Source organism: Pseudomonas sp. MPB26 (assembly GCF_046605355.1).
Classification (GTDB): Bacteria; Pseudomonadota; Gammaproteobacteria; order Pseudomonadales; family Pseudomonadaceae; genus Aquipseudomonas; species Aquipseudomonas cedrina.
Map to the genome: position 1 here is coordinate 103,949 of NZ_CP176793.1, position 21,514 is coordinate 125,462.

The window sequence follows — 21,514 nt, forward strand, 5'->3', positions numbered from 1 at the left end:
GCCCTGGATCAGTGGGCAAACAACGAATTGCCCTTCTGCCCCGCCAACTTCTCTGGCTTGATCAGGAACCGCGCCAGCGCCGGCAGCAGCCACAGCGCGCCGAACATGTTCCACAGCAGCATGAAGGTCAGCATCAGGCCCATGTCGGCTTGGAACTTGATGGCCGAGAAGATCCAGGTGCACACGCCGATCGCCAGGCACAAACCGGTGAACAGCACCGCCTTGCCGGTGGACTTGAGCGTCTGGTAATAAGCCTCTTGCAGCGGCAGGCCGGCGCGCAAGAAACTTTCCAGGCGGCTGTAGATGTAGATGCCGTAATCCACGCCGATCCCCACGCCAAGGGCCACCACCGGCAAGGTCGCGACCTTGACGCCGATGCCCATGAAAGCCATCAGCGCGTTACCGAGCACCGAGGTCAGCACCAGCGGCAGCACGATGCACAAGGTCGCCGCCCAGGAACGGAAGGTGATCATGCACATGGTCGCTACGCACAGGTACACCAGGATCAGGATGGTCAGCTCGGACTCCTTGATCACCTCGTTGGTGGCCGCTTCGATCCCGGCATTACCGGCGGCCAGGATGAATTCCAGGCCGTCCTTGTTGTTTTCCCTGGCGAAGTCCTGCACCGCATGCACCGCACGGTCGAGGGTTTCGGCCTTGTGGTCGTTGAGGAACACCAGTACCGGCGCCAGGGAACAGGTGTTGTTGTACAAGCCATCGGCACGGGCGATGGAGTTGTTCAGTACATCGGGGTTACGCGACAGGGTTTCCCACTTCAGGTTGCCCTCGTTCATGCCCTTGATCATCTGCTTGGACACGGTCACCAACGAGATCGCCGACTGCACGCCCTCGGTGTTCTGCATTTTCCACATCAACTGGTCGATGGGCGCCATGGCTTCATAGCGTGAGCAGCCTTCGGCCTTGGTCTTGACCATCACCACCAGCACGTCGGAGCTGGTGGAGTAGTTGCTGATGATGAAGTTGTTGTCTTTGTTGTAGCGCGAGTCCGGGCGCAGTTCCGGCGCGCCCTGGTCAAGGTCACCGATCTTCAGGTTCTGGCTGTACCAGAGGCCGCCACCGAAGGCGACCAGCGCCAGCAGGATCGAGACCGGTGCGACCTTGGCGCTGGCGAACCTGGACAGCAGGCGCCAGAACGGATGCTCGCGGTGCGCGTCTTTCTTGCTGATGGCAATGGCACGCTGGCTGATGCCGACATAGGAGATCGCCACCGGCAGCAGGATCAGGTTGGTGAACACAATCACCGCCACACCGATGGACGCACCGATGGCCAGCTCGCGGATCACGCCGATGTCGATGATCAGCAGCGTGATAAAGCCCACGGCGTCGGCCAGGATCGCGATCATCCCCGGCAGGAACAGTTGCCGGAACGTGCGTCGCGCCGCGGTCAGCGCATTGTCGGCCTCACTGGATTGCAGCGCGATACCGTTGATCTTCTGCACACCGTGGGAAATACCGATGGCGAAAATCAGGAACGGCACCAGCATCGAATAGGGATCGAGGCCAAAACCGAAGAAGTGCATCAGCCCCAACTGCCAGATCACCGCCACCAGCGTGGTGCTCAACACGGCGATGGTGCTGCGCAGGCAGTGGGTGAACCACAGCAGCAACACCAGGGTGATGACGAATGCGATGCCGAAGAACAGCACCACCATCACCAGGCCGTCGATCAGGTCGCCCACCTTCTTGGCGAAACCGACGATGTGGATTTTTACGTTGGGGTTCTGCGCTTCGAACTTGTCGCGAATCTTGTCTTCGAGTTCATGGGAGAACTTGCGATAGTCCAGGGCCAGCAGCTTGCCCTGGTCCTGCGGGTCCGGGTAAGACTCCAGCAGCGGGATATCGACGATGCTCGATTTGAAATCGTTGGCCACCAGGCGCCCAACCTGGCCGGACTTGAGCACGTTGTTGCGCAGTTGATCGAGGCTTTGCGGCGAGCCGTTGTAGCTCTGCGGGATTACTTCGCCACCGGCAAAGCCTTCTTCGGTCACTTCGGTCCAGCGCACGCTGGGGCTCCACAGCGATTTGAGGCCCGAGCGGTCGACGCCGGAGATGTAGAACACCTCGTCGTTGATCTGGCGCAGGGTCTCCATGTACTCCTTGCTAAAAATGTCGCCGTCCTTGGCTTCCACCGAGATGCGCACCGTATTGCCAAGGTTCGCCAAATCGTTGCGGTGCTCCATCATCTTCTCGATGAAGGGGTGCTTGAGGGGGATCATCTTTTCAAAGCTGGTTGACGGGCGAATCAAGGTCGCCTGCCAGAACAGGAAAATACTCACCAGCAGGCAGATGACGATCACCGCCGGGCGGTTGTTGAAAATCAGGCGCTCAAGAAAGGTCGCTTTATCGTTGTGATGACTGCTCATTCTTTGCCCGCCTTCTTATTGTTTTGTCGGTTCGGCGCCGGCAGCGGTAGCGATGCGAACGCCGCCCTGCCCGACCAGAATCAAGTTGCCATTGCCCGCCGCTGTGACCGCCGAGAGTGATATACGGTCCGGGCGATTGAACACGCTGAAGGTCTGCCCGCCGTCGCGGCTGACCACAACGCTGCCGCCATTGCCGACGACGACGATGGCGCCATCTTCCAGCAAGGTCGCGCCGGACAGACCAAACTCCAGCGCTCCCCGCGCCGCATTCAATTCGACCTGCTCCCAGGTGCCGCCGAAATCCGTGGACCGGTACAGGTTGCCGCGCAAACCGTAGGCCAGCAGGGTCTGCGGTTGAGCGGTGCCGATCACACCGAACAGCGAGCCCTCATAGGGACCCTCGAGTTTTTCCCAGGTCTGGCCGTCGTCGCTGGAACGGAACATGCTGCCCTGTTCGCCGACGATAAACAGGCCGGCGTCCTTGATGTGGGCGATGGCGTTGAGGTGATACTGGTCTTCGTTGTCGAGGCGGTCGCTGACGTCTGCCCAGGTTTTGCCGCCGTCGGTGGTTTCGATCAATGCACCGTAGGCGCCGACGGCCAGGCCGTGGCTGGCGTCGTTGAACCACACATCGAGCAACGGGGCTTCGCGCTTGAGGTCCTGGTATTGCTGGGTCCAGGTGGCGCCGCCGTCGACGCTTGCGAGAATTTGCGCATCGTGGCCCACCGCCCAGCCCTGCTTGTCATCGACGAAATACACCGCCGTGAGCAGTTGCCGGGTGGGGACTTTGGCTTGGGTCCAGGTGTTGCCCTCGTCATCGGAATAGAGGATGTGCCCGCGATCGCCGACGGCCACCAGGCGCTTGCCGGCATGCACCACGTCGATCATCAGGCCTTTGACGGCCTTGGGCGATTCAATCGCAAACGCAGGCGTTGCGGTGGTATCGCTGGCTGCCAGTACCGGTGTCGACAACGCGCCACCGATCAGCAGCGAGAGCGCTGTGGCCAGCAACGCAACCTTGCGTGCGGCGCGCGGGCGGCAAACAACCCAACCCATGACAGGCTCACTCATAGACCTTTCTCCCATTTATTATTGTTATCGCTGCCTTCCGCGGCCTTGAAACCTGCAATCTAGAGCGCCCGGAGGAAGCAGCGGCCATCCTATCGGGCTTTCGAATCGTCTGACAATCGGCGCTACGTTATCTTTTGTTAACTGACGGCGTTTGGCCATAGGGTGAATGTAGCTGTATTCGCCGGGGTGATCACTGATCATGATATGAATTTTTATTCCATCTATTGAGTTTTGAGAATTTTTATTCCATTAATACGCCTTCTGAACAACAATAATTCAAAAGGACCCTGGCGATGCGTGAACTCGGAATCGGCTTGATTGGCACGGGCTTCATGGGGCGTGCCCATGCGTTGGCGTTCAATAATGCGCGCACGGTGTTTGAACTGCCCGTACACCTCAAACTGGCCGCCCTGGCCGATGCCGATACCGCACGCGCCCAGCACTGCGCCACGGCGTGGGGCTTTGCCAGGGCCCATGGCGACTGGCAAGCGCTGATCGATGACCCCGATGTGGACGTGGTAGCGATCACCACACCGAACCATTTGCATTACCCCATGGCCATGGCGGCGATTGCAGCGGGTAAAGCGGTGTATTGCGAGAAACCGTTGGCCGTGAGCCTGGAACAGTCCGAGGCAATGCGCCGCGCCGCCAGCGTGGCCGGTGTAGTGACGCGGGTGGGCTACAACTATCAGCATAACCCGATGATCGTTCTGGCCAAGCAGATGATCGCCAGCGGTGTACTGGGCCAGATCACCACCGTCCAGTTTGAGAATTCCGAGGACTTCCTGGCCAACCCGCAAACGCCATGGGGCTGGCGCTGCGAAGCCACCCATGCTGGCGGCACGCTGGCGGACCTGGGCAGCCACGCGCTGGCCATGGCGCGCTATCTGGTGGGCGATATCATCAGTGTCTGCGCCGACACACAGACCGTGCACCCCCTGCGCCCCGCCAGCCCCGACAGCCTCGACCTGCGTGCGATCAGCGTCGACGACCAGGTGCATGCGTTGCTGCGGTTCGCCAACGGTGCCCGGGGTACGTTGAGCAGCAGTTGGATCAAGCACGGCTACAAGAACCACCTGAGTTTCGAGATCGGCGGCACCCTGGGCACCCTGGCCTTCGATCAGGAGCGCCTGAATGAATTGCGCCTGTATTGCGCCGGGCAAGCGGGGTTCCAAACGCTGCTGGCCGGCCCGGAACTGCCTGGTTATGCGGCATTCAGCCCGGCGCCGGGGCATCAACTGGGATACAACGAGTTGAAAACACTGGAGGTACAGGAACTGATCATGGCCGTGGCCGGCCAGGGCGCCGATGGCAGTGACTTCGAGGCAGCGTGGGAGGTAGAACGACTGGCGGCGGCGATTCGCGTGGCGGCCAAGGAAGAGCGCTGGGTCAACGTGAGCTCGATCTAGCCCCCCGAACCCAGTGGGCGCTGGCTTGCCTGCGATGGCCATAGGTATCTACACATCTTTCACAGACTGGCGAGTCCCCCTGTGGCGAGCGGGCTCGCCCCGCGTTGGGCTGCGCAGCAGCCCCAGTCAGCAGAATGCGGTGTATCAGACATTCCGCAGAATCTGATTTTAGGGCTGCTGCGCAGCCCAACGCGGGGCAAGCCCGCTCGCCACAACAGCTCATTCACTGAGGTTCAGCGCCAAACCCAGATGTTTAGACACCTATGCTGCGATGGCGGTGTATCAGTCGATGAATGAAGTGCCTGACACACCGCCATCGCGGGCAAGCCCGGCTCCCACAGGATTAGCGGTGAAGGCTTAACGCAAAGCCCGGCGCAGCACTTTGCCCACGGTGGTCTTGGGCAATTCCGTGGTCCGAAACTCCACATACCTGGGCACCTTGTACCCCGTGAGGTAGACCCGGCAATGGGCAAGGAGCTGCTCCTGGGTCAGGTTCGGGTCCTTGCGCACCACAATGATTTTCACCCGTTCCCCCGTCACACCGTCTTCCACACCAATGGCCGCCACTTCCGCGACCCCTGGGTGCAACGCCACCACGTCCTCGATTTCATTGGGGTACACGTTGAAGCCCGAAACCAGGATCATGTCCTTCTTGCGGTCCACCAGGCGGATATAGCCGCGCTCATCCATCACGCCGATATCACCGGTCGACAACCACCCGTCGGCGTCCAGCACCTCGGCCGTGGCCTCCGGGCGTTTCCAGTAGCCCTGCATCACTTGGGGGCCGCGCACTTGCAGTTCGCCCTGTTCACCGATGTCGGCCAGTTCGCCATCTTCGCGCATGAACCGCACCCAGGTCGACGGTAATGGCACGCCGATACTGCCGGTGAATTCCATCTCGCGCATGCGGGCGATGTTGATCGGGCTGATGCTCACCACCGGCGAGCACTCGGTCAGGCCGTAACCTTCGATGATCGGCAACCCGGTGACTTCCTTCCAGCGCTTGGCGATCGCCGTGTGCGTGGCCATGCCGCCGGCGATCACCATGCGCAGGTCGGAAAAATCCCGCGCGCAAAACGCCTTGTTTTCCAGCAAGCCATTGAACAGCGTGTTGACCCCGGCAATGCCGTTGAAGCGTTCCTTGCGCAGGATCATCTGCACCCGCTTCACGTCCCGAGGGTTGGCGATCAGGATGTTGCGCCCGCCCAGGCACATGAACATCAGGCAGTTCACCGTCAGGGAAAAGATGTGGTACAGCGGCAGCAGGGTGACGTTGGTTTCCTGCTTGTCCTGGTCCAGTTGGTCGCCGACCCAGGCCTTGGCTTGCAACAGGTTGGCGATGATATTGCGGTGGCTGAGCATTACGCCCTTGGCATCGCCGGTGGTGCCGCCGGTGTATTGCAGGAAGGCCAGGTCGTCGCGGTGCAGATCCACCGGGAAATGGGTGAGCCCGCGCCCCAGCTTCAATGCCTGGTTGAACCGCACCGATCCCTGCAAATTGAACGCTGGCACCTGCTTCTGCACAGTGCGCAGGATGAAATTCATCGCCGCCCCCTTGAAGGTGCCGAGCAGGTCGCCGATGGCGGCGATCACCACGCGTTTGACACTGCTGCCGGCGATGACTTTCTCCAGGGTGTGGGCGAAATTTTCGAAGATCACCACGGTTTGCGCGCCGCTGTCCTTGAGCAGATGCTTGAGCTCGTGGCCGGTGTACAACGGGTTGACGTTGACCACCACCGCGCCGGCCAGGATCGTGCCCAGCAGGCAGATCGGGTACTGCAAGCAGTTGGGCATCATCAGCGCCACGCGGTCGCCTTTCTGCACGCCCTGGGCCTGCAGCCAGGCGGCAAATGCAATGCCCTGCACCTGCCAGTCGGCGTAGGTCATTTCGGTGCCGATGCTGACATACGCCACACGCTCGTGGAATTTTTCCAGGTGCTCGAGGAACACCTCGCGCAACGAGGGGTAGGCTTCGATAGCCGCATCGATATCCGCCGGGACGCCGGGCAAGTAAGCGTTCAGCCAGATCCGTTCGGTGTGTTCCAGGCTTACAGCGTTCATGGCAGTTTCCTTGTTGTTGTTTTTGGCAAAACTACTTTTCGACGATGGCGGTAATGCCCAGCCCGCCCGCCGCGCAGATGGAAATCAGGCCGCGGCCGCCGCCGTTTTCGTGAATGGTCTTGGCCAGCGTCGCCAATTGCCGGCCACCCGTGGCGGCGAAGGGATGGCCGCAGCCGAGTGAGCCACCGTTGACGTTGATCTTCGCCCGGTCGATGGCGCCCAGCGGCGCATCCAGGCCCAGGCGCGTGCGGCAGTAATCGGCGTCTTCCCAGGCCTTGAGGGTGCACAGCACCTGGGCGGCAAAGGCTTCGTGGATTTCGAAGAAGTCGAAGTCCTCCAAGCCCAGGCCTTCGCGCTGGAGCATGCGTGGCACCGCGTAGGCCGGGGCCATCAACAAGCCTTCGGTGCCGTCGACAAAACTCACCGCCGCCGTCTCGCCGGTGCGCAGATAAGCCAGCACCGGCCAGCCATTGGCGGCGGCCCATTCTTCGCTGGCCAGCAACACCACCGAGGCGCCATCGGTCAGCGGCGTGGAGTTGCCCGCGGTGAGCGTGCCGTCCTGTCGGTCGTAGGCCGGCGCCAGGCCGGCGAGTTTCGCCAGACTGGCGTCGGCACGCAGGTTGTTGTCCTTTGCCAGGCCGCGGTGGGGGCTGATCAAGTCGTCGAAGAAGCCACGTTTGTAAGCCGCCTCCAGGCGCTGATGGCTGGTGAGGGTCAGCTCATCCTGGGCCAGGCGCTTGATCTGCCAGCGCTTGGCCATTGCTTCGCAGTGCTCGCCCATGGACAGGCCGGTGCGCGGCTCGCCATTGCGCGGCAGCAGCGGCTTGAAGAACATCGAGGGTCGGGCTTTAAGCAGCGCCTTGAGCTTGTCGCCCATGCCCTTGGCGCGGTTGGCCGCGAGCAAGGTGTGACGCAAGGACTCGTTGATGCCGATGGGCGCGTCGGAGGTGGTGTCGGCACCGCCGGCAATGCCCACCTCGATCTGCCCGAGGGCGATCTTGTTGGCCACCAGCAACGCCGCTTCCAGGCCGGTGCCGCAGGCTTGCTGCACGTCGTAGGCCGGCGTGTCGGCGGACAGGGTGGTCGAGAGCAACGACTCACGCGCCAGGTTGAAGTCCCGCGAATGCTTGATCACCGCGCCGGCGGCGAACTCACCCAGGCGTTGGCCGTGCAGGTGGTAGCGGTCGACCAGGCCCTGCAGCGCGGCGACCAACAGGTCCTGGTTGCTGTCGTGGGCGTAGACGGTGTTGGAACGCGCGAACGGGATGCGGTTGCCGCCGATAATCGCGACGCGGCGGACCGGGGCCGGGTTAAAGCTGTAGTCAGTCATTTAAGGCTCTCATTCCAGATGAACAACCCACGCATATGGGGCTTGTCGCCCGCGAAATTGCGCACCTCGAACTCACGGCGCGGGCCTGTCACCGGCAGGTTCCACAGCGCCACTTGGCCAGGCAGGAAAATCGGCAGCTTGAAGTCGCAATGGGCCTCGGCCTGGTCCAGCCCGCCGCGCGGTTGCTGCGCCGCCAGCGCGCGGCCCAGGGTCCACATGCCGTGGGCGATGGCGCGGCGAAAGCCGAAGAGCTTCGCGCCGATCACCGACGTGTGGATCGGGTTGAAATCGCCCGAGACCTTGGCAAAGCGCCGGCCCAGGTCGGCGGGCAGCACCCAGCGTTGGGTGCGCAACAGCCCTTCCTCCGACAAAGGCAGCGCGTCCTCCCACGGCTCGCCAATCGGGTCCTGGACATCACGGCGCAGGTACAGGCTGTCGCTCTCCCACACCAGGCTGCCGTTGCCGTAGGCGCGAGTGGCAATGCTCAGCGCCTGCCCCTTGGGATGGGCGACCCAGCGCTCGCAATACACTTCCAGGCGCAACGCCTGGCCTTGGTGCAGGCGCTGGTGCTGACGAATGCGATTGGCCAGGTGCACCATGCCGCTGGCCGGGTACGGGAAATTCGGGCGGGTCAGCAGCATCAGGTGCAGAGGGAATGCCAACACGTGGGGGTACGACAACGGCACGCCCTGCTCGCGGCGAAAACCACAAGCACGCGCATACGCGGCGATGCCGGTGGCGGACAGTTCCACCGCCGAACGCACCAGGCGCGCCTTGGGCAGAACAGGCGCACCGTCGAGCTTGGGCTTGCGCAAGGCCCGCACGCCGTCCAGCAACAAGCGAGTACGCGAGGGCGCTGAGTCGATAATCTGCGTCACGTAGTCCATGGCTCAGGCTCCCAGCAGGCTTTGGCCGCACACGCGTACGACTTGGCCGTTGACCCCGCCAGACGCCGGGTGCGCCAGCCAGGCAATGGTCTCGGCCACGTCGATCGGTTGCCCGCCCTGGGACAGCGAATTCATGCGCCGCCCCGCTTCACGGATCATCAACGGGATTTTTGCAGTCATCTGGGTTTCGATGAACCCCGGCGCCACTGCATTCACGGTGACATGCTGCGCTGCCGCACGCGGTGCCAGGCCCTGCACCAGACCGATCACACCGGCCTTGGACGTCGCGTAATTGCTTTGCCCCAGGTTGCCGGCAATGCCGGAAATCGACGACACGCAGACGATGCGCCCACCGGGGTTCAGGCCCTGGCTTTCCAGCAACGCATCGCTCAGTTGCAACGGCGCCTCAAGGTTGACCGCCAGCACGCTGCGCCAGGCGGCCTCGGTCATTTTGGCGATGGTCTTGTCGCGGGTAATCCCGGCGTTGTGCACCAGCACATCGAAAGCACCGTATTGGCTGACATGGGCTTGCAGCCGTGCGACGGCATCTGCCGCGGTGATATCCAAGGGCAACGCCGAACCACCGACACTGTCCGCCGCCTGTTGCAGCGCGGCCTGGGCCTGGGGCACATCCACGCAGACGACGTGGGCGCCATCGCGCGCCAGCACCTGGGCGATCGCCAGGCCGATGCCGCGGGACGCGCCGGTGACCAGGGCGCGGCGGCCGGCGAAAGGCTTGTCCCAATTGACGCTGACGTGGCCGTCCACCGGTTTTTCCAAGCGCACCACTTGCCCCGACACATAGGCCGAACGGCGCGACAGGAAGAAGCGCAAGCTGCTGTCCAGGGCGTCTTCGGCGCCAGGTGCCACGTAGATCAACTGCACGGTGATTGCCCGGCGCAGTTCCTTGGCCAGCGAACGCACCAAGCCTTCAAGGGCGCGCTGAGCGATGGCCTGGGGCAAACCCTCGCAATGCTCCGGCGCGGTGCCAAGTACCACCACCCGGCCATGTTGGCCAAGGCGCCTGGCATTGGCGTGGAAGAACCCATACAGCTCATCCAGTTGTTGCGGACCAGCCACGGCGCTGGCGTCGAATACCGCGCCTTGCACTTTCACCGTGGACGGCGCATTGAGCGTGGCCGGGATGGCGGTAACCGTGTCGGTAGCCGCGAAAATCCGCTGCACCTCGGCGGCCAGGCGCCCTGCCCCGGCGACGATGGCCGGGTTGGCCAGGCCTTGTTGGCCGCTGCGATGCCGTTGCAGGGGCAAGGGCTGCGGCAAACCGACGGCCTGGGCCAGGCGACGGCCCCAGGGGGAATTGACGAACGAAAGGTAGCTGTCACTCATAGTTGGCTCTACTCACCACACTGTCTTGGCCTGTAAACCCGATCAGTGTGGGAGCGGGCTTGCTCGCGAATGGGCCCTTTCAGTCACCGGATACTTTGACTGATCCACCGCATTCGCGAGCAAGCCCGCTCCCACATTTGGACCGCGTTTCTCCTAATTAACCGAGGTACTTTCGACCGGGGTCGTGCGGCGTTTCAGCGTCGGTTCCAACGCCTGCTTACGCTGCTGCAACGCCTCCAGCAGGCCGAAGTCCTGCGGGAAGTCATCCACCTGGATCGCGTGATCGGCATATTCCACATAGCGCGCCAGCAAGACTTCTTCGTCGTCGCTGATCAGGTCCAGTGCCCGCGCCTCGACGCGCCAGGTGGTGAAGGCCGTAGCGGAGATCGGCATCGGTTCGATCAGGCCTTGCTTGACGGCGGGCTTGAGTCGGGCATCGATCAGCTCGACCTGCGGCAACAGGCGCAAGCCCAGTTCGCCGTAGGCCAACTTGTCGATTTCCGGGCGTGGAATGTAGGAGTTGGCCAGCAAGCGGTCGCGGGTTTCGCCCGGTACCTGCACCACATCGGCCACCTGGGCCAGCAGACGGTCCGAAGGTTTGCGCAGCGGGATACCGAACGGGAACGTCAACGCCTTCAGCACTGCGGCAGCAGGCTTGGACGGGTAGTTATCGAGCACTTCGGCCAAGGCTTCATGGGCGCGCAGCAATGCATCCTGGGCCGACCAGTGCACCAGCGGCAGGTCGGCCTGGGGCCGGCCGTCGTCCTCAAAACGCTTGAGCACGCAAGACAAAATGTACAACTGCGACAGAATATCTCCCAGGCGCCCGGTAATACTTTCCTTGCGCTTGAGGGCACCGCCCAGCACGCCCATGGACACGTCCGAAATCAGCGCCAGCACCACCGACAGGCGATTGGCTTGACGGTAGTAGGACGCCAGGGCTGGCTCGGTCTTGGCCGGTACGGAAATCAGCCGCCCGCCGGTCAGCGAATGCACCGCTGCGCGTACGGTGTTGGCCAGCACAAAGCTCACATGGCCGAACATGGCGCTGTCGAAGTCTTCCAGTGCCTTGCGCCGGTCAGGGTTGCGCGCCGCTTCCATCTCGCGGAACACATAGGGGTGGCAGCGGATCAGCCCTTGGCCAAAGATGATCAGGCAGCGCGTCATGATGTTCGCGCCTTCCACCGTAATGGCGATGGGGCTTTGCTGGTAGGCGCGGGCCAGGAAGTTATTGGGGCCCATGCAAATGCCCTTGCCGGCGACGATGTCCATGCCGTCATTGACGATGATCCGCGCGCGCTCGGTGACATGGTATTTGGCGATGGCCGAGATCACCGAGGGTTTCTCACCCGCATCCAGGGAAGCCACCGAGACTTTGCGCACCGCATCGCAGGCATACAGGTGCCCTGCCATGCGCGCCAGGGGCGCCTGCACGCCTTCGAATTTGCCGATGGGCAGGCCGAACTGCTTGCGCATCGCGGCATAGGCGGTGGTGCCGCGCACTGCGACCTTGGCCAGGCCAACGTTGGACGACGGCAGGGAAATCGCGCGCCCGGCGGCCAGGCATTCCATGAGCATGCGCCAGCCGTTGCCGACTTGCTCGCGGCCGCCGATCACCCATCCCAGCGGGATGAAGACATCCTTGCCGGTGGTAGGACCGTTCTGGAACACGGCATTGAGGGGCCAATGACGCCGCCCGCTGTTGACGCCGGGATGGGAGGTGGGGATCAGCGCGCAGGTGATCCCCAGCGAACCCGGCTGGCCGAGCAACCCGTCCGGATCTTCGGCGCGAAACGCCAGGCCGAGCACCGTGGCAATCGGGCCAAGGGTGATGTAGCGCTTGTCCCAGGTGACACGAAAACCCAACACTTGTTCACCTTCGTGCAGGCCTTTGCAGACAATGCCCAGGTCCGGGATCGCCCCGGCGTCGGAGCCGGCATAGGGGCTGGTCAGGGCGAAACACGGGATGTCTTCCCCCCGCGCCAGACGCGGCAGGTAGTAATTGCGCTGGGCCTCGGTGCCGTAATGCAACAGCAGCTCGGCCGGCCCCAGGGAGTTGGGCACCATCACCGAAATCGCCGCCGCCGAACAGCGCGTCGACAGCTTCATCACCACCTGCGAGTGCGCATAGTGGGAGAAACCTTTGCCGCCGTACTGCTTGGGAATGATCATGCCCAGGAAGCCAGCGTCCTTGGTGTACTGCCAGCCTTCGGGCGACATGTCCTGCCAGACCTGGGTGGTTTCCCAGTCGTTGGCGATGTCGCACAGCGTTTCCACTTCGTTGTCCAGGAAGGCTTGTTCTTCGGCGCTCAGGCTGGCCGGTGCGGCTTGCAACAGGCGCTGCCAATCAGGCTTGCCGCTGAACAGCTCGGCGTCCCACCACACGGTGCCGGACTCAATGGCGGCGCGCTCGGTGTCGGACATCGCCGGCATAATTGTGCGAAACAGGTTTAAGGCCTTGCGGGTGAGCAAGGTGCGGCGCAGGGGCTTGAGCGTCATCAGGAGCGCGGGCAACACCACCAGCAGCGCCGCGACGGTGGCGCCAAAACCGGCTACCGCGTTGAACAGGTAACCCGCCGCGAGCCAGATCAGGCCGGCGCTCAACCACAGAACGGCACTCGCTTGTCGATACGCCAAGGCAATTGCTGCAATGAAACCCGCCAATAACCAGATAACCATGGGAATACCTCTACTCGATTCAGGGCTTGGCTCTCGCGCCGGCAGGCCGTGTGACCCGCGGCGTAAAACCACACTACAACCTCGACAAACCAAATTAAAATTATTGTTTGAAATTTTTATTTAATCGCTAGGCAAAAAAATAGGCACGACGGGTTTCGCCGGGTCTACCTATCTGCAGGAAGATCGGAACGGGTCGCTGTGACGACCCGCCGATGCGAGGCTCGTTGGCTCAGAACTCGTAAGTGGCGGACAGGCTGACCACATCACCCCGGGCCTCTGACTTGCCATCAAGCGTGGCGCCGCCTAGACGATTGACGTTTTCAGTTCTCAGCTTCACGGTTTCCACGAACTGGTGCGAATACGCGCCGTCGACGCTTAGCCCGGGAACCGCACGGATCTTGTATCCGAAGCCCAAGGAAACAAACGTGCGATCACCATCGGGGATGCGCGGGTCGCGGGTGGCGTCAGGCGTGGGCGTCTGATCAAAAGAAACCCCCGTGCGCACGGTCAAGTCATCGGTGAGTTTGTAATCGGTGCCGACCGAGTACTGCCAGGCATCCTTATAGCGGTAGGGAATCGATACGATGGTGGAACCCTCTGATTTGAGGGTCAGCGCCTTGAACGACGACCAGTCTGTCCAGGTAGCACTGAATCCGACGCCCCAGCGCTCAGAGAATTGGTGTACCCAATCGAAAGACGCGGTGGCGGGAATATCCAGTTGGGTGGAGGCATTGGCGCCGTCCGGATAAAGATGAAGGCCTGGGTACGCCAACTCCACCAGGGTTTTGCCGTCGACCACGGGCGTCGTCATGATCAGCCGAGATTGTGGATCGGCATACATGTTGTATTTACCTTCCAGCTTGTTCTTTATCTTGGCGTGATAGTTCAACCCCAGCGTGTCTTGATCAGTCGGTTTCCAGGCGATACCGGCAAACCAGCCCAGCGAAGTATTGTCGACCTTCACGCGCATCAACGCGCCACCTTGGCCCGCCGCAAATTCAACCCCTCCGAAGTCGGGTGACTGTGACGCCGCCGCATAGAGGTCAACGTTTTGGCTCACAAAGCCCGAAGTGTGCTGGAGTATGGCGCCGGCACCGACGGAAAACCGATCATTGACTTTGAACGATAGCGAACCTGTGAGCCCGACGGTTTCAATTTTGGTGTCGACCGCAAAGTCCCTGCCTTTCCAGTCATCGTCGTAGCTGGTGCGCGCGCCCATGGGCACGACCTGACTCAGGCCAAAACTCAACCGATCGTTGATCGGCATGACCATGAACCCGGTGGGCACCCACGCTTCAAAACCGGCTTGGCCTCCATTACTTGTGCGGGTGTTGTAGGTCGATTCAAAGGTATCCGGGTCAAGCGTAGTGGCAGCGGTTGGGCGTCCGGAGTAATCGTAAGCGTTGCCTTTATATTTGATGTCGATATTGGCGTAGTTGAGCGTGAACTGCGAAATGCTCTTATCGATAAACGCCATTGCCGCCGGGTTGTTATAAGCCGCTGACGGATCGTTCTTGAACAACGAACCACCCCCGAATGCACGGCCCCAGCCGGCGGCGTTGGTGGTTGGAGTCATGAACGCCCCCGCCTGGACCGCTCCCGACACGATCATCAACCCGCCCAGCAAGGCCAGGCTGAAAGATGCGTGTACCTGCTGTTTCTTATTATTCATGCTCCACTCCTTATTATTTTTATGCAGCACCAACCCGCAAGTGCGTTGGTTTGCCTCAACAGGTGCCTTCTGGAAGGCACCTGCCTTCACTGCAGGTGATCAGCCCGAGTTCACAACATCATCAAGGGACAATCTGCAACAGCGGCGACGTGGTCACCGTCACACTCAGGCTTTGAAGTGTGCAGCTCGAACCCAGCGGCTGGTTCGCCGGGGTAGCGGTCAACACGCCAGTGCCATTGTTGTAAGACACCGTGACAGTTGCCGGACCGCAATTCGAAGCGGGAAACACGGAGCCGGGAATGGTGTAGCCAACGTTCGTCACGTTACCGGTGCCTGTACTGCCCGAAAGTGCTGTGGCAGTCAGAGTCCATGGCACGCCAGTAATTTTCGGCAATTTGCACAAGTTGTTGGAACCCGAGACAGTCACGGTATTGATGCTCGCAATACCCGCGCCGTTTACCGCGCCATCAAACTTCACATCACAGGTAATGGGCAACTGAAACGATGACGGCGACTTCACGGTGAGTGATCCGGAAGCAGAAAAATTACTGCTGACGGGGGCGATACTGACAGCGTTCGCCATGGATGCCGCACCCATGCAAACAGCCAAAGCAGACAACGACACGAGGGTTTTCAAACTTTTCATTGTTTTTCCTCACATGTTATGGCGAGTTATTCGCCAGGGGTAATGGCCATGAACGAGAGGTCACGGTGAAACTGCAGAACGTCCCTTTCCCAGCCAAATTTCAATTCAATTACCGCAACAACATTCGTGGCTTATTCAACAACTTTAAAGTTCGGCGGCATCTTGATCGACACCGTCTCGATCGTGCAGTCTTCTCCAATCGGTACATTGGCGGCTTCCAACTTGCCGGTGGCGTTGTCCCAAGTACCTTCTGCGGTAGAAGGCCCGCATTTGCCGCCCAGGCCAAACGCATGCACATCCACGCTGATTTTCGACATGGAACCGCTCTTGGTGTCCTTGGCAACCAATACCCAGGGCAAGTTGATGGCCTCGACCCGGCTGCACTTGAGGCCGCCGTCGAATTCAACCTTGTCGACATTCACCGATGAACCATCGGCCGCCACGTTGCCAGCCACCTTGATGGTGCAATCGGCGCTGATCAGCGCACCTTTGGAGAAACTGATGGGGCCTTGGGCCGTGAAGGCGCTGCCGGCGGGTTCGATGCGGGCAGCCTGGGCCTGGTGATAAGCGATCAGCCCCAGGGCGGCCAATAGGATATGAGCAGTGAACTTGGCGGGTGAGTGCATGGTGCGTCCTTCCCTTTAAATTTTTGTTGTTCGGGTCAAACTACTTAATGTGCAACTGGCGTGGGAAACAGTGGGCGACAGCGACCGCGAGATACACAGCCCCGAACACACCCACACCTTTCAATTCACATCAGAACGGCTTTGCAGCGCCGCTGTATTTCTCCAGATACTTCAACCGCTGCGAAGGTTGAAGATTGGCCAGGCTGATATCGCCGGCATAATGGTTGAGCACGCGATGATCCATTCGCCGCCGCCATAAGTAAGGCACATAGGCCCAGACAATCATGCTCGCGTAGCCATAGGGCAGTTGCGGCGATTCATCAAAGTGGCGCAACGACTGATAACTACGGGTCGGGTTGGCATGGTGGTCGGAGTGACGCTGCAATTGGAACAGGAAGATATTGGTGACAATACGATTGCTGTTCCATGAATGCCGTGGTGAACAACGTTCATAACGACCATTGGGCAACTTCTGGCGTTTAAGCCCGTAATGCTCGACGTAGTTCACCACCTCCAGCAGCGAGAACCCGTAAATGCCCTGGATGATCAGGAACGGGATCACCGCCACGCCCAGCCAGGCGATCATCGCGCCCCACAGCACCAGGCTGTACATCCACGCGCTGAGTACGCCGTTGCGCCAGTGCCAGGTCGGCAGGCCGAGTTTGCGCAGGCGTTCGCGCTCCAGGTTCCACGCCGAGCGCGCACTGAACCAGACCGAGCGCGGCAGGAACGCCCAGAAGCTTTCTCCCAGGCGCGAGCTGGCCGGATCTTCCGGTGTGGCAACACGTACGTGATGGCCACGGTTGTGTTCGGTGTAGAAGTGCCCGTAGAAAGTCGGGGCCAGGGTGACCTTGGCCAGGAACACTTCCAGCGCATTGGGTTTATGGCCCAGTTCATGGGCTGTGTTGATCGCAATGCCGGTGGCGGCACCGGTCGACATGGCCATACCCAGGTAGGTCAGCGCGCTCACTTCACCATGCAGTTGAGTGCGCTCGGTGATGTAGCTGGCGAGTTGAGACAGTGCGCTGGAGGGTTCGAGGTTCGCGGTCGTCTGCAACAAGCCGCCGTGGATGATCCAGTCGATCCCGCCGGCGGCCAGCCAACCGGTGATCACCAGCGATGAAATGACGAACAGCACGCCGGTGTAGACGATCCAGCGGTAGTAGCTTTGGGACTCAAGGTGGCTGACGGCGGATTCGGGCGGGTTGCTTACGTCCTCACCGAGCAGGGCGTCGATCAGCGGGATAAGGCCGAAGATCACCAGCACGCCGACCCACCAGAGTGGCTGAATACCAGTGGTGATCGCCAGGGCCCCGGACAGCAGCGGCGTGGCCAAAGGCATGATGCCCAGCCACCAGAGGTGACGCTTGCTGTCGGTCCATACGCTTGGGGCTGCCAGGGTCTGGTTCATGGCAGCCTCCGTGGCAGGCAAGCGCAAAACAGGTTCAGGGAGCGCTGAGTGCTCCAGGAAATCAACCATGCGATAAAAGACGTTTTTTTCATTTTTATTCGCTCTTAGGCATTTCAAAAACAATTTCAAAATAAACATTGAAATATTTTTTTAAAGAAATAGCGCGGAATCGATAGGTCGTCAACTAGTTTTTCGAGGCCTTTTCAACGTGACCGGGCAGTCTGTTTTTCTGCGCTTGGGTCAGGTCTCTAGCGCAAGCATTTCGCAGTGGCTGACCCGAAATGACAGCCACGATTATTTGTCGACCAGGGCAAACGGTGGATGCAAGACCTTGGTGGTCTCAAGTGGCCGCGCGCGCTTGGCCAACTGCTGAACCGCTTCGACTACACGCGCGGTGGCGGTGATGGGCAACATATGCCCGTGCCCTTCCACCAGTTGCAGCTTGAGGCCCGGAACCTTGTCGGCGAGGGCCTGGCCGTGTTTGCGAAAGTCCAGGACCTTGTCGCGCGCGCCATAGATCAGGCTGATGGGCAGCGTCAGCTGCGGGTAGCGCTTGATCATGTTCGGCAGGTCGTCATTGACCAGGGCAATTTCGCTGGACGCGGCGTAGAAGTTATCGGGACGCATGCCCAGCAGCCCGCCGCCACGGGTAGCGAAATCCTGCGGGGCACTGTCCGGGGCAAACACGCCCTTGACGACCGATCGGCTTGTCAACAGCCCTATGGGCACGGTCAAGGTATGCGACACCCAGCGTCGCAGCCAGGCCGGTCGCACCGCCAGTGACCAGAACACCAGTGGCAGCGTGGGTTGGGGATGGGTCAGCGGCGCCACCAACACCAGCCCCGCCACCACATGGGGATGGTCCAGGGCCAGCGCCAGGGAAATGGCCCCGCCAAGTGAATGCCCCAGCACCAGCGGTTTATCCAGGCCTAGGGTGTTGATGAACCCAGCCACCTGCCGCGCCTGGGCCGGCAGGTCCGCGGCGGTGCCTTTATGGCGGGTGGAATAGCCCGACCCCGGGCGGTCAAGCGTGATGACGCGAAACTGTTCGCGCAGTTGCGCGGACAAGGCATAGGTCAGGTTGCGACTGCTGCCCATCAGCCCATGAATCATTACCAGCGGCGGGCCCTTGCCTTCATCGTAGTAATGAAAGCGCTCACCGTTGACCTCCACAAAATGCCCGTCGTTTGGTACGGCCGCTTCGATACGGCGCGTCATCCAGGCACTGAACCCCCATAGAGCGGCACTCACGCCGATAAAAACAGCTGCAGCGATCACCCATTCAACAGCCATAGCTCGGTCCTCTGCGTCCCTGCTGCTGGCGACCCGACCGGAATTGATCAAGGCCTCAGCCATCGCCTCACCAGGACCTGAACGGCGTGCCTGTCCGTCGGACAATCGGCACATAAGAGACCAGGGACTAGCGTAGGCGATATTTTCAGGTAGATTATTTAAAATCTTTTTTAAAATAAGTAATTCAATTTTTCTTTGCAATGGTGTTCTATCTAAAAGACACAACAAGAAAAGGAGCACACGCAATGCCCCCGAAGGACTGCTTATGAATGCCCGCAGTGATTCAATCGACATTGCCATCATCGGCTCAGGCTTCGCCGGCCTGTGCATGGCGATCAAGCTCAAGGAGGCCGGGTTCACCGACTTCTTCATCGCCGAACAGGCCGACAGCCTCGGCGGCACGTGGCGGGACAACCACTACCCAGGTTGCGCCTGCGATGTGCAGTCCCATGTGTATTCGTTTTCCTTCGCGCCCAACCCGGACTGGACGCGACAGTTCGCGCCGCAGGCGGAAATTCGTGCGTACCTGGAGCAATGCGCTACGCGCTTTGACTTGGCGCCCTACCTGCGTTTCGACATGGGCCTTGTGCGCGCGGTGTTCGATGAGGCCCGGCAACGCTGGCAATTGAACTTCAGCGACGGCAGCAAGGTGAGCGCACGGGTGCTGGTGTCGGGCATGGGCGGTCTGTCGCGCCCGGCGCTGCCGGATATTCCAGGGCTGGACAGCTTCAAGGGCAAGCGCTTTCACTCCCAGCAGTGGGACCACGACTATGCCTTGAAGGGCAAGCGCGTGGCGGTGATCGGCACCGGCGCCAGCGCTATTCAGTTCGTGCCGCAGATCGCGCCGCACGTGGCGCATCTGGACCTGTTCCAGCGCACCCCGCCATGGATCATGCCCAAGCCCGACCGGCCGGTTTCACCGTTCGAGCGCTGGTTGTTCAAGCATTTGCCCTTCACTCAACGCCTGGTGCGTAGCGCTTTCTACTGGGCGCTGGAAGGCCGTGTGATCGGCTTTGCGCTGCACCCACGCCTGATGAACATGGTGCAGAAAATCGCCCTGCGCCACCTGCATAAACAAGTGGCGCGCCCTTCCCTGCGCAAGACGCTGACGCCGGACTACACCATCGGCTGCAAGCGCGTGCTGATCTCCAACGACTACTACCCGGCGTTATCGCGCAGCAATGTCGCGGTGGTCACCGATCACATAGCGCGCATCGAAGCCGATGGCGTAATCACCGCCGACGGCATCAAGCACCCGGCCGATTGCCTGATCTTCGGCACCGGCTTCCAGGCCACCGACCCCTTGCCACGCGACTGCATCATCGGGCGTGGCGGCATGGACCTGATGGACACCTGGCAAAACGGCGCCCACGCCTACAAGGGCACCACGGTGCCGGGCTACCCGAACCTGTTCCTGATCGTCGGCCCCAACACCGGGTTGGGGCATAACTCGATGATCCTGATGATCGAAGCCCAGGTGACCTACATCCTCGACGCACTCAAGCAGATGCAGCGCCATCGCATCGCCACCGTGGACGTCAAGCCCGCGGTGGAAAGCGCCTACAACAGACAACTGCAAGACAAACTCAAGCGCACCATCTGGAACACCGGCGGTTGCCAAAGTTGGTACCTCGACCCGCGCACCGGCAAGAACACCACCCTGTGGCCGGGGTCAACCTGGCGTTTCAAGCAGGTCACCCGGCAGTTTGCGCTCAAGGACTATGCGACTGATCTGCAGCCGATCAATGCGCCTGGCCATCCTGTGGCGGCGCCCCACTCCACCGTAGAAGGCAGTCTGTCATGAAGTCATTCAACGGCCGCGTCGCGGCAATCACCGGCGCGGCATCCGGCATGGGACGCGCCCTGGCCCTGGCTCTCGCGCGGGAAGGTTGCCACTTGGCCCTGGCGGACAAAAATACCCAGGGACTGGAACAGACGCTGGCGTTGATCAAGCGCTCTACCCTGGTGCCGGTGCGGGTCACCACCCAGGCGCTGGATGTTGCCGACCGCCAGGCCATGGAGGATTGGGCCGCCCGATGCGTTGCCGACCATGGCCAGGTCAACCTGGTGTTCAACAATGCCGGGGTTGCGTTGTCGAGCACGGTGGAAGGTGTGGACTACGCCGACCTGGAATGGATCGTCGGCGTCAATTTCTGGGGCGTTGTCTACGGCACCAAGGCGTTCTTGCCGTATTTGAAGGCCTGCGGTGATGGCCATGTGGTGAACACGTCCAGCGTGTTCGGCCTATTTGCGCAGCCGGGCATGAGCGGCTACAACGCCACCAAGTTCGCCGTGCGCGGCTTTACCGAGTCCCTGCGCCAGGAGCTGGACCTGCAACGCTGCGGCGTATCGGCCACCTGCGTGCACCCCGGCGGCATTCGCACCGACATCTGCCGCAGCAGCCGTATCGACGCGAACATGACCGGCTTCCTCATCCACAGCGAACAGCAGGCCCGCGCCGATTTCGAGAAGCTGTTCATCACCGACGCCGACCAGGCCGCCAAAGTGATCCTGCAAGGCGTGCGTAAAAACAAACGTCGCGTGCTGATCGGCCGCGACGCGTTTTTCCTCGACCTGCTCGCCCGCTGCCTGCCGGCGGCCTATCAGGCGCTGGTGGTGTTCGCCAGCAAACGCATGGCGCCCAAGGCACGCCGGCCGGTGCTGGAAACCAATGACGAACCCCGCCACTGAACAGGAG

General features: G+C 61.3%; 15 protein-coding genes. 3 read left to right on the plus strand and 12 right to left on the minus strand.

Going from position 1 to position 21,514, the window contains the following annotated elements; genetic code table 11:
* Window positions 1-8: 8 nt before the first annotated feature.
* Window positions 9-2,384, minus strand: a complete 2,376-nt coding sequence (locus ACLH0H_RS00450; protein ID WP_411380536.1) for an efflux RND transporter permease subunit — start codon at window positions 2,382-2,384, stop codon at window positions 9-11.
* A gap of 15 nt (window positions 2,385-2,399) precedes the next feature.
* Window positions 2,400-3,440, minus strand: coding sequence for a WD40/YVTN/BNR-like repeat-containing protein (locus ACLH0H_RS00455; protein WP_411382476.1), 1,041 nt, complete (start codon window positions 3,438-3,440; stop codon window positions 2,400-2,402).
* Window positions 3,441-3,748: 308 nt separating this feature from the next.
* Here ACLH0H_RS00455 and ACLH0H_RS00460 point away from each other — a divergent pair, with 308 nt between their 5' ends.
* The gene (locus tag ACLH0H_RS00460; protein WP_411380537.1) at window positions 3,749-4,864 is read left to right on the plus strand and encodes a Gfo/Idh/MocA family protein; all 1,116 of its coding nucleotides are present in this window, start codon (window positions 3,749-3,751) and stop codon (window positions 4,862-4,864) included.
* A 357-nt stretch (window positions 4,865-5,221) separates the two neighbouring features.
* On the opposite strand, the gene ACLH0H_RS00465 is transcribed toward ACLH0H_RS00460, so the two are convergent.
* The 10 genes from ACLH0H_RS00465 to ACLH0H_RS00510 all read right to left on the minus strand — a co-directional run bounded on the left by ACLH0H_RS00465 (window position 5,222) and on the right by ACLH0H_RS00510 (window position 18,879).
* Entirely contained in the window at window positions 5,222-6,925 is a 1,704-nt protein-coding gene (locus ACLH0H_RS00465) for an AMP-binding protein (protein ID WP_411380538.1), read from the minus strand.
* A 31-nt stretch (window positions 6,926-6,956) separates the two neighbouring features.
* On the minus strand, window positions 6,957-8,255 hold the full coding sequence (locus tag ACLH0H_RS00470) for an acetyl-CoA C-acetyltransferase (protein WP_411380539.1): 1,299 nt from the start codon (window positions 8,253-8,255) through the stop codon (window positions 6,957-6,959).
* The gene (locus ACLH0H_RS00475) at window positions 8,252-9,142 is read right to left on the minus strand and encodes a MaoC/PaaZ C-terminal domain-containing protein (protein WP_411380540.1); all 891 of its coding nucleotides are present in this window, start codon (window positions 9,140-9,142) and stop codon (window positions 8,252-8,254) included. The genes ACLH0H_RS00470 and ACLH0H_RS00475 overlap by 4 nt, the downstream gene beginning before the upstream one ends.
* Before the next feature lie 3 nt (window positions 9,143-9,145).
* On the minus strand, window positions 9,146-10,489 hold the full coding sequence (locus ACLH0H_RS00480; RefSeq protein WP_411380541.1) for a 3-oxoacyl-ACP reductase: 1,344 nt from the start codon (window positions 10,487-10,489) through the stop codon (window positions 9,146-9,148).
* 153 nt (window positions 10,490-10,642) lie between these two features.
* Window positions 10,643-13,168: an acyl-CoA dehydrogenase gene (locus ACLH0H_RS00485; protein WP_411380542.1), complete on the minus strand. Its 2,526-nt coding sequence runs from the start codon at window positions 13,166-13,168 to the stop codon at window positions 10,643-10,645.
* 229 nt (window positions 13,169-13,397) lie between these two features.
* Entirely contained in the window at window positions 13,398-14,840 is a 1,443-nt protein-coding gene (locus ACLH0H_RS00490; protein ID WP_411382477.1) for an outer membrane protein transport protein, read from the minus strand.
* A gap of 121 nt (window positions 14,841-14,961) precedes the next feature.
* Complete coding sequence (gene praB, locus ACLH0H_RS00495; protein ID WP_411380543.1) at window positions 14,962-15,486, minus strand: alkane oxidation protein activator PraB; 525 nt, start codon at window positions 15,484-15,486, stop codon at window positions 14,962-14,964.
* A 131-nt stretch (window positions 15,487-15,617) separates the two neighbouring features.
* On the minus strand, window positions 15,618-16,112 hold the full coding sequence (praA, locus tag ACLH0H_RS00500; RefSeq protein WP_411380544.1) for an alkane oxidation protein activator PraA: 495 nt from the start codon (window positions 16,110-16,112) through the stop codon (window positions 15,618-15,620).
* 130 nt (window positions 16,113-16,242) lie between these two features.
* Window positions 16,243-17,523, minus strand: a complete 1,281-nt coding sequence (locus ACLH0H_RS00505) for an alkane 1-monooxygenase (protein ID WP_411380545.1) — start codon at window positions 17,521-17,523, stop codon at window positions 16,243-16,245.
* Between the two features lie 294 nt (window positions 17,524-17,817).
* On the minus strand, window positions 17,818-18,879 hold the full coding sequence (locus ACLH0H_RS00510; RefSeq protein WP_411380546.1) for an alpha/beta fold hydrolase: 1,062 nt from the start codon (window positions 18,877-18,879) through the stop codon (window positions 17,818-17,820).
* Between the two features lie 202 nt (window positions 18,880-19,081).
* Between ACLH0H_RS00510 and ACLH0H_RS00515 the strand changes: the two genes are divergently transcribed.
* A complete protein-coding gene (locus ACLH0H_RS00515; RefSeq protein WP_411380547.1) occupies window positions 19,082-20,620 on the plus strand; it encodes a flavin-containing monooxygenase in 1,539 nt (512 codons plus the stop codon).
* On the plus strand, window positions 20,617-21,507 hold the full coding sequence (locus tag ACLH0H_RS00520; RefSeq protein ID WP_411380548.1) for an SDR family NAD(P)-dependent oxidoreductase: 891 nt from the start codon (window positions 20,617-20,619) through the stop codon (window positions 21,505-21,507). The genes ACLH0H_RS00515 and ACLH0H_RS00520 overlap by 4 nt, the downstream gene beginning before the upstream one ends.
* The last annotated feature ends 7 nt before the right edge of the window (window positions 21,508-21,514 follow it).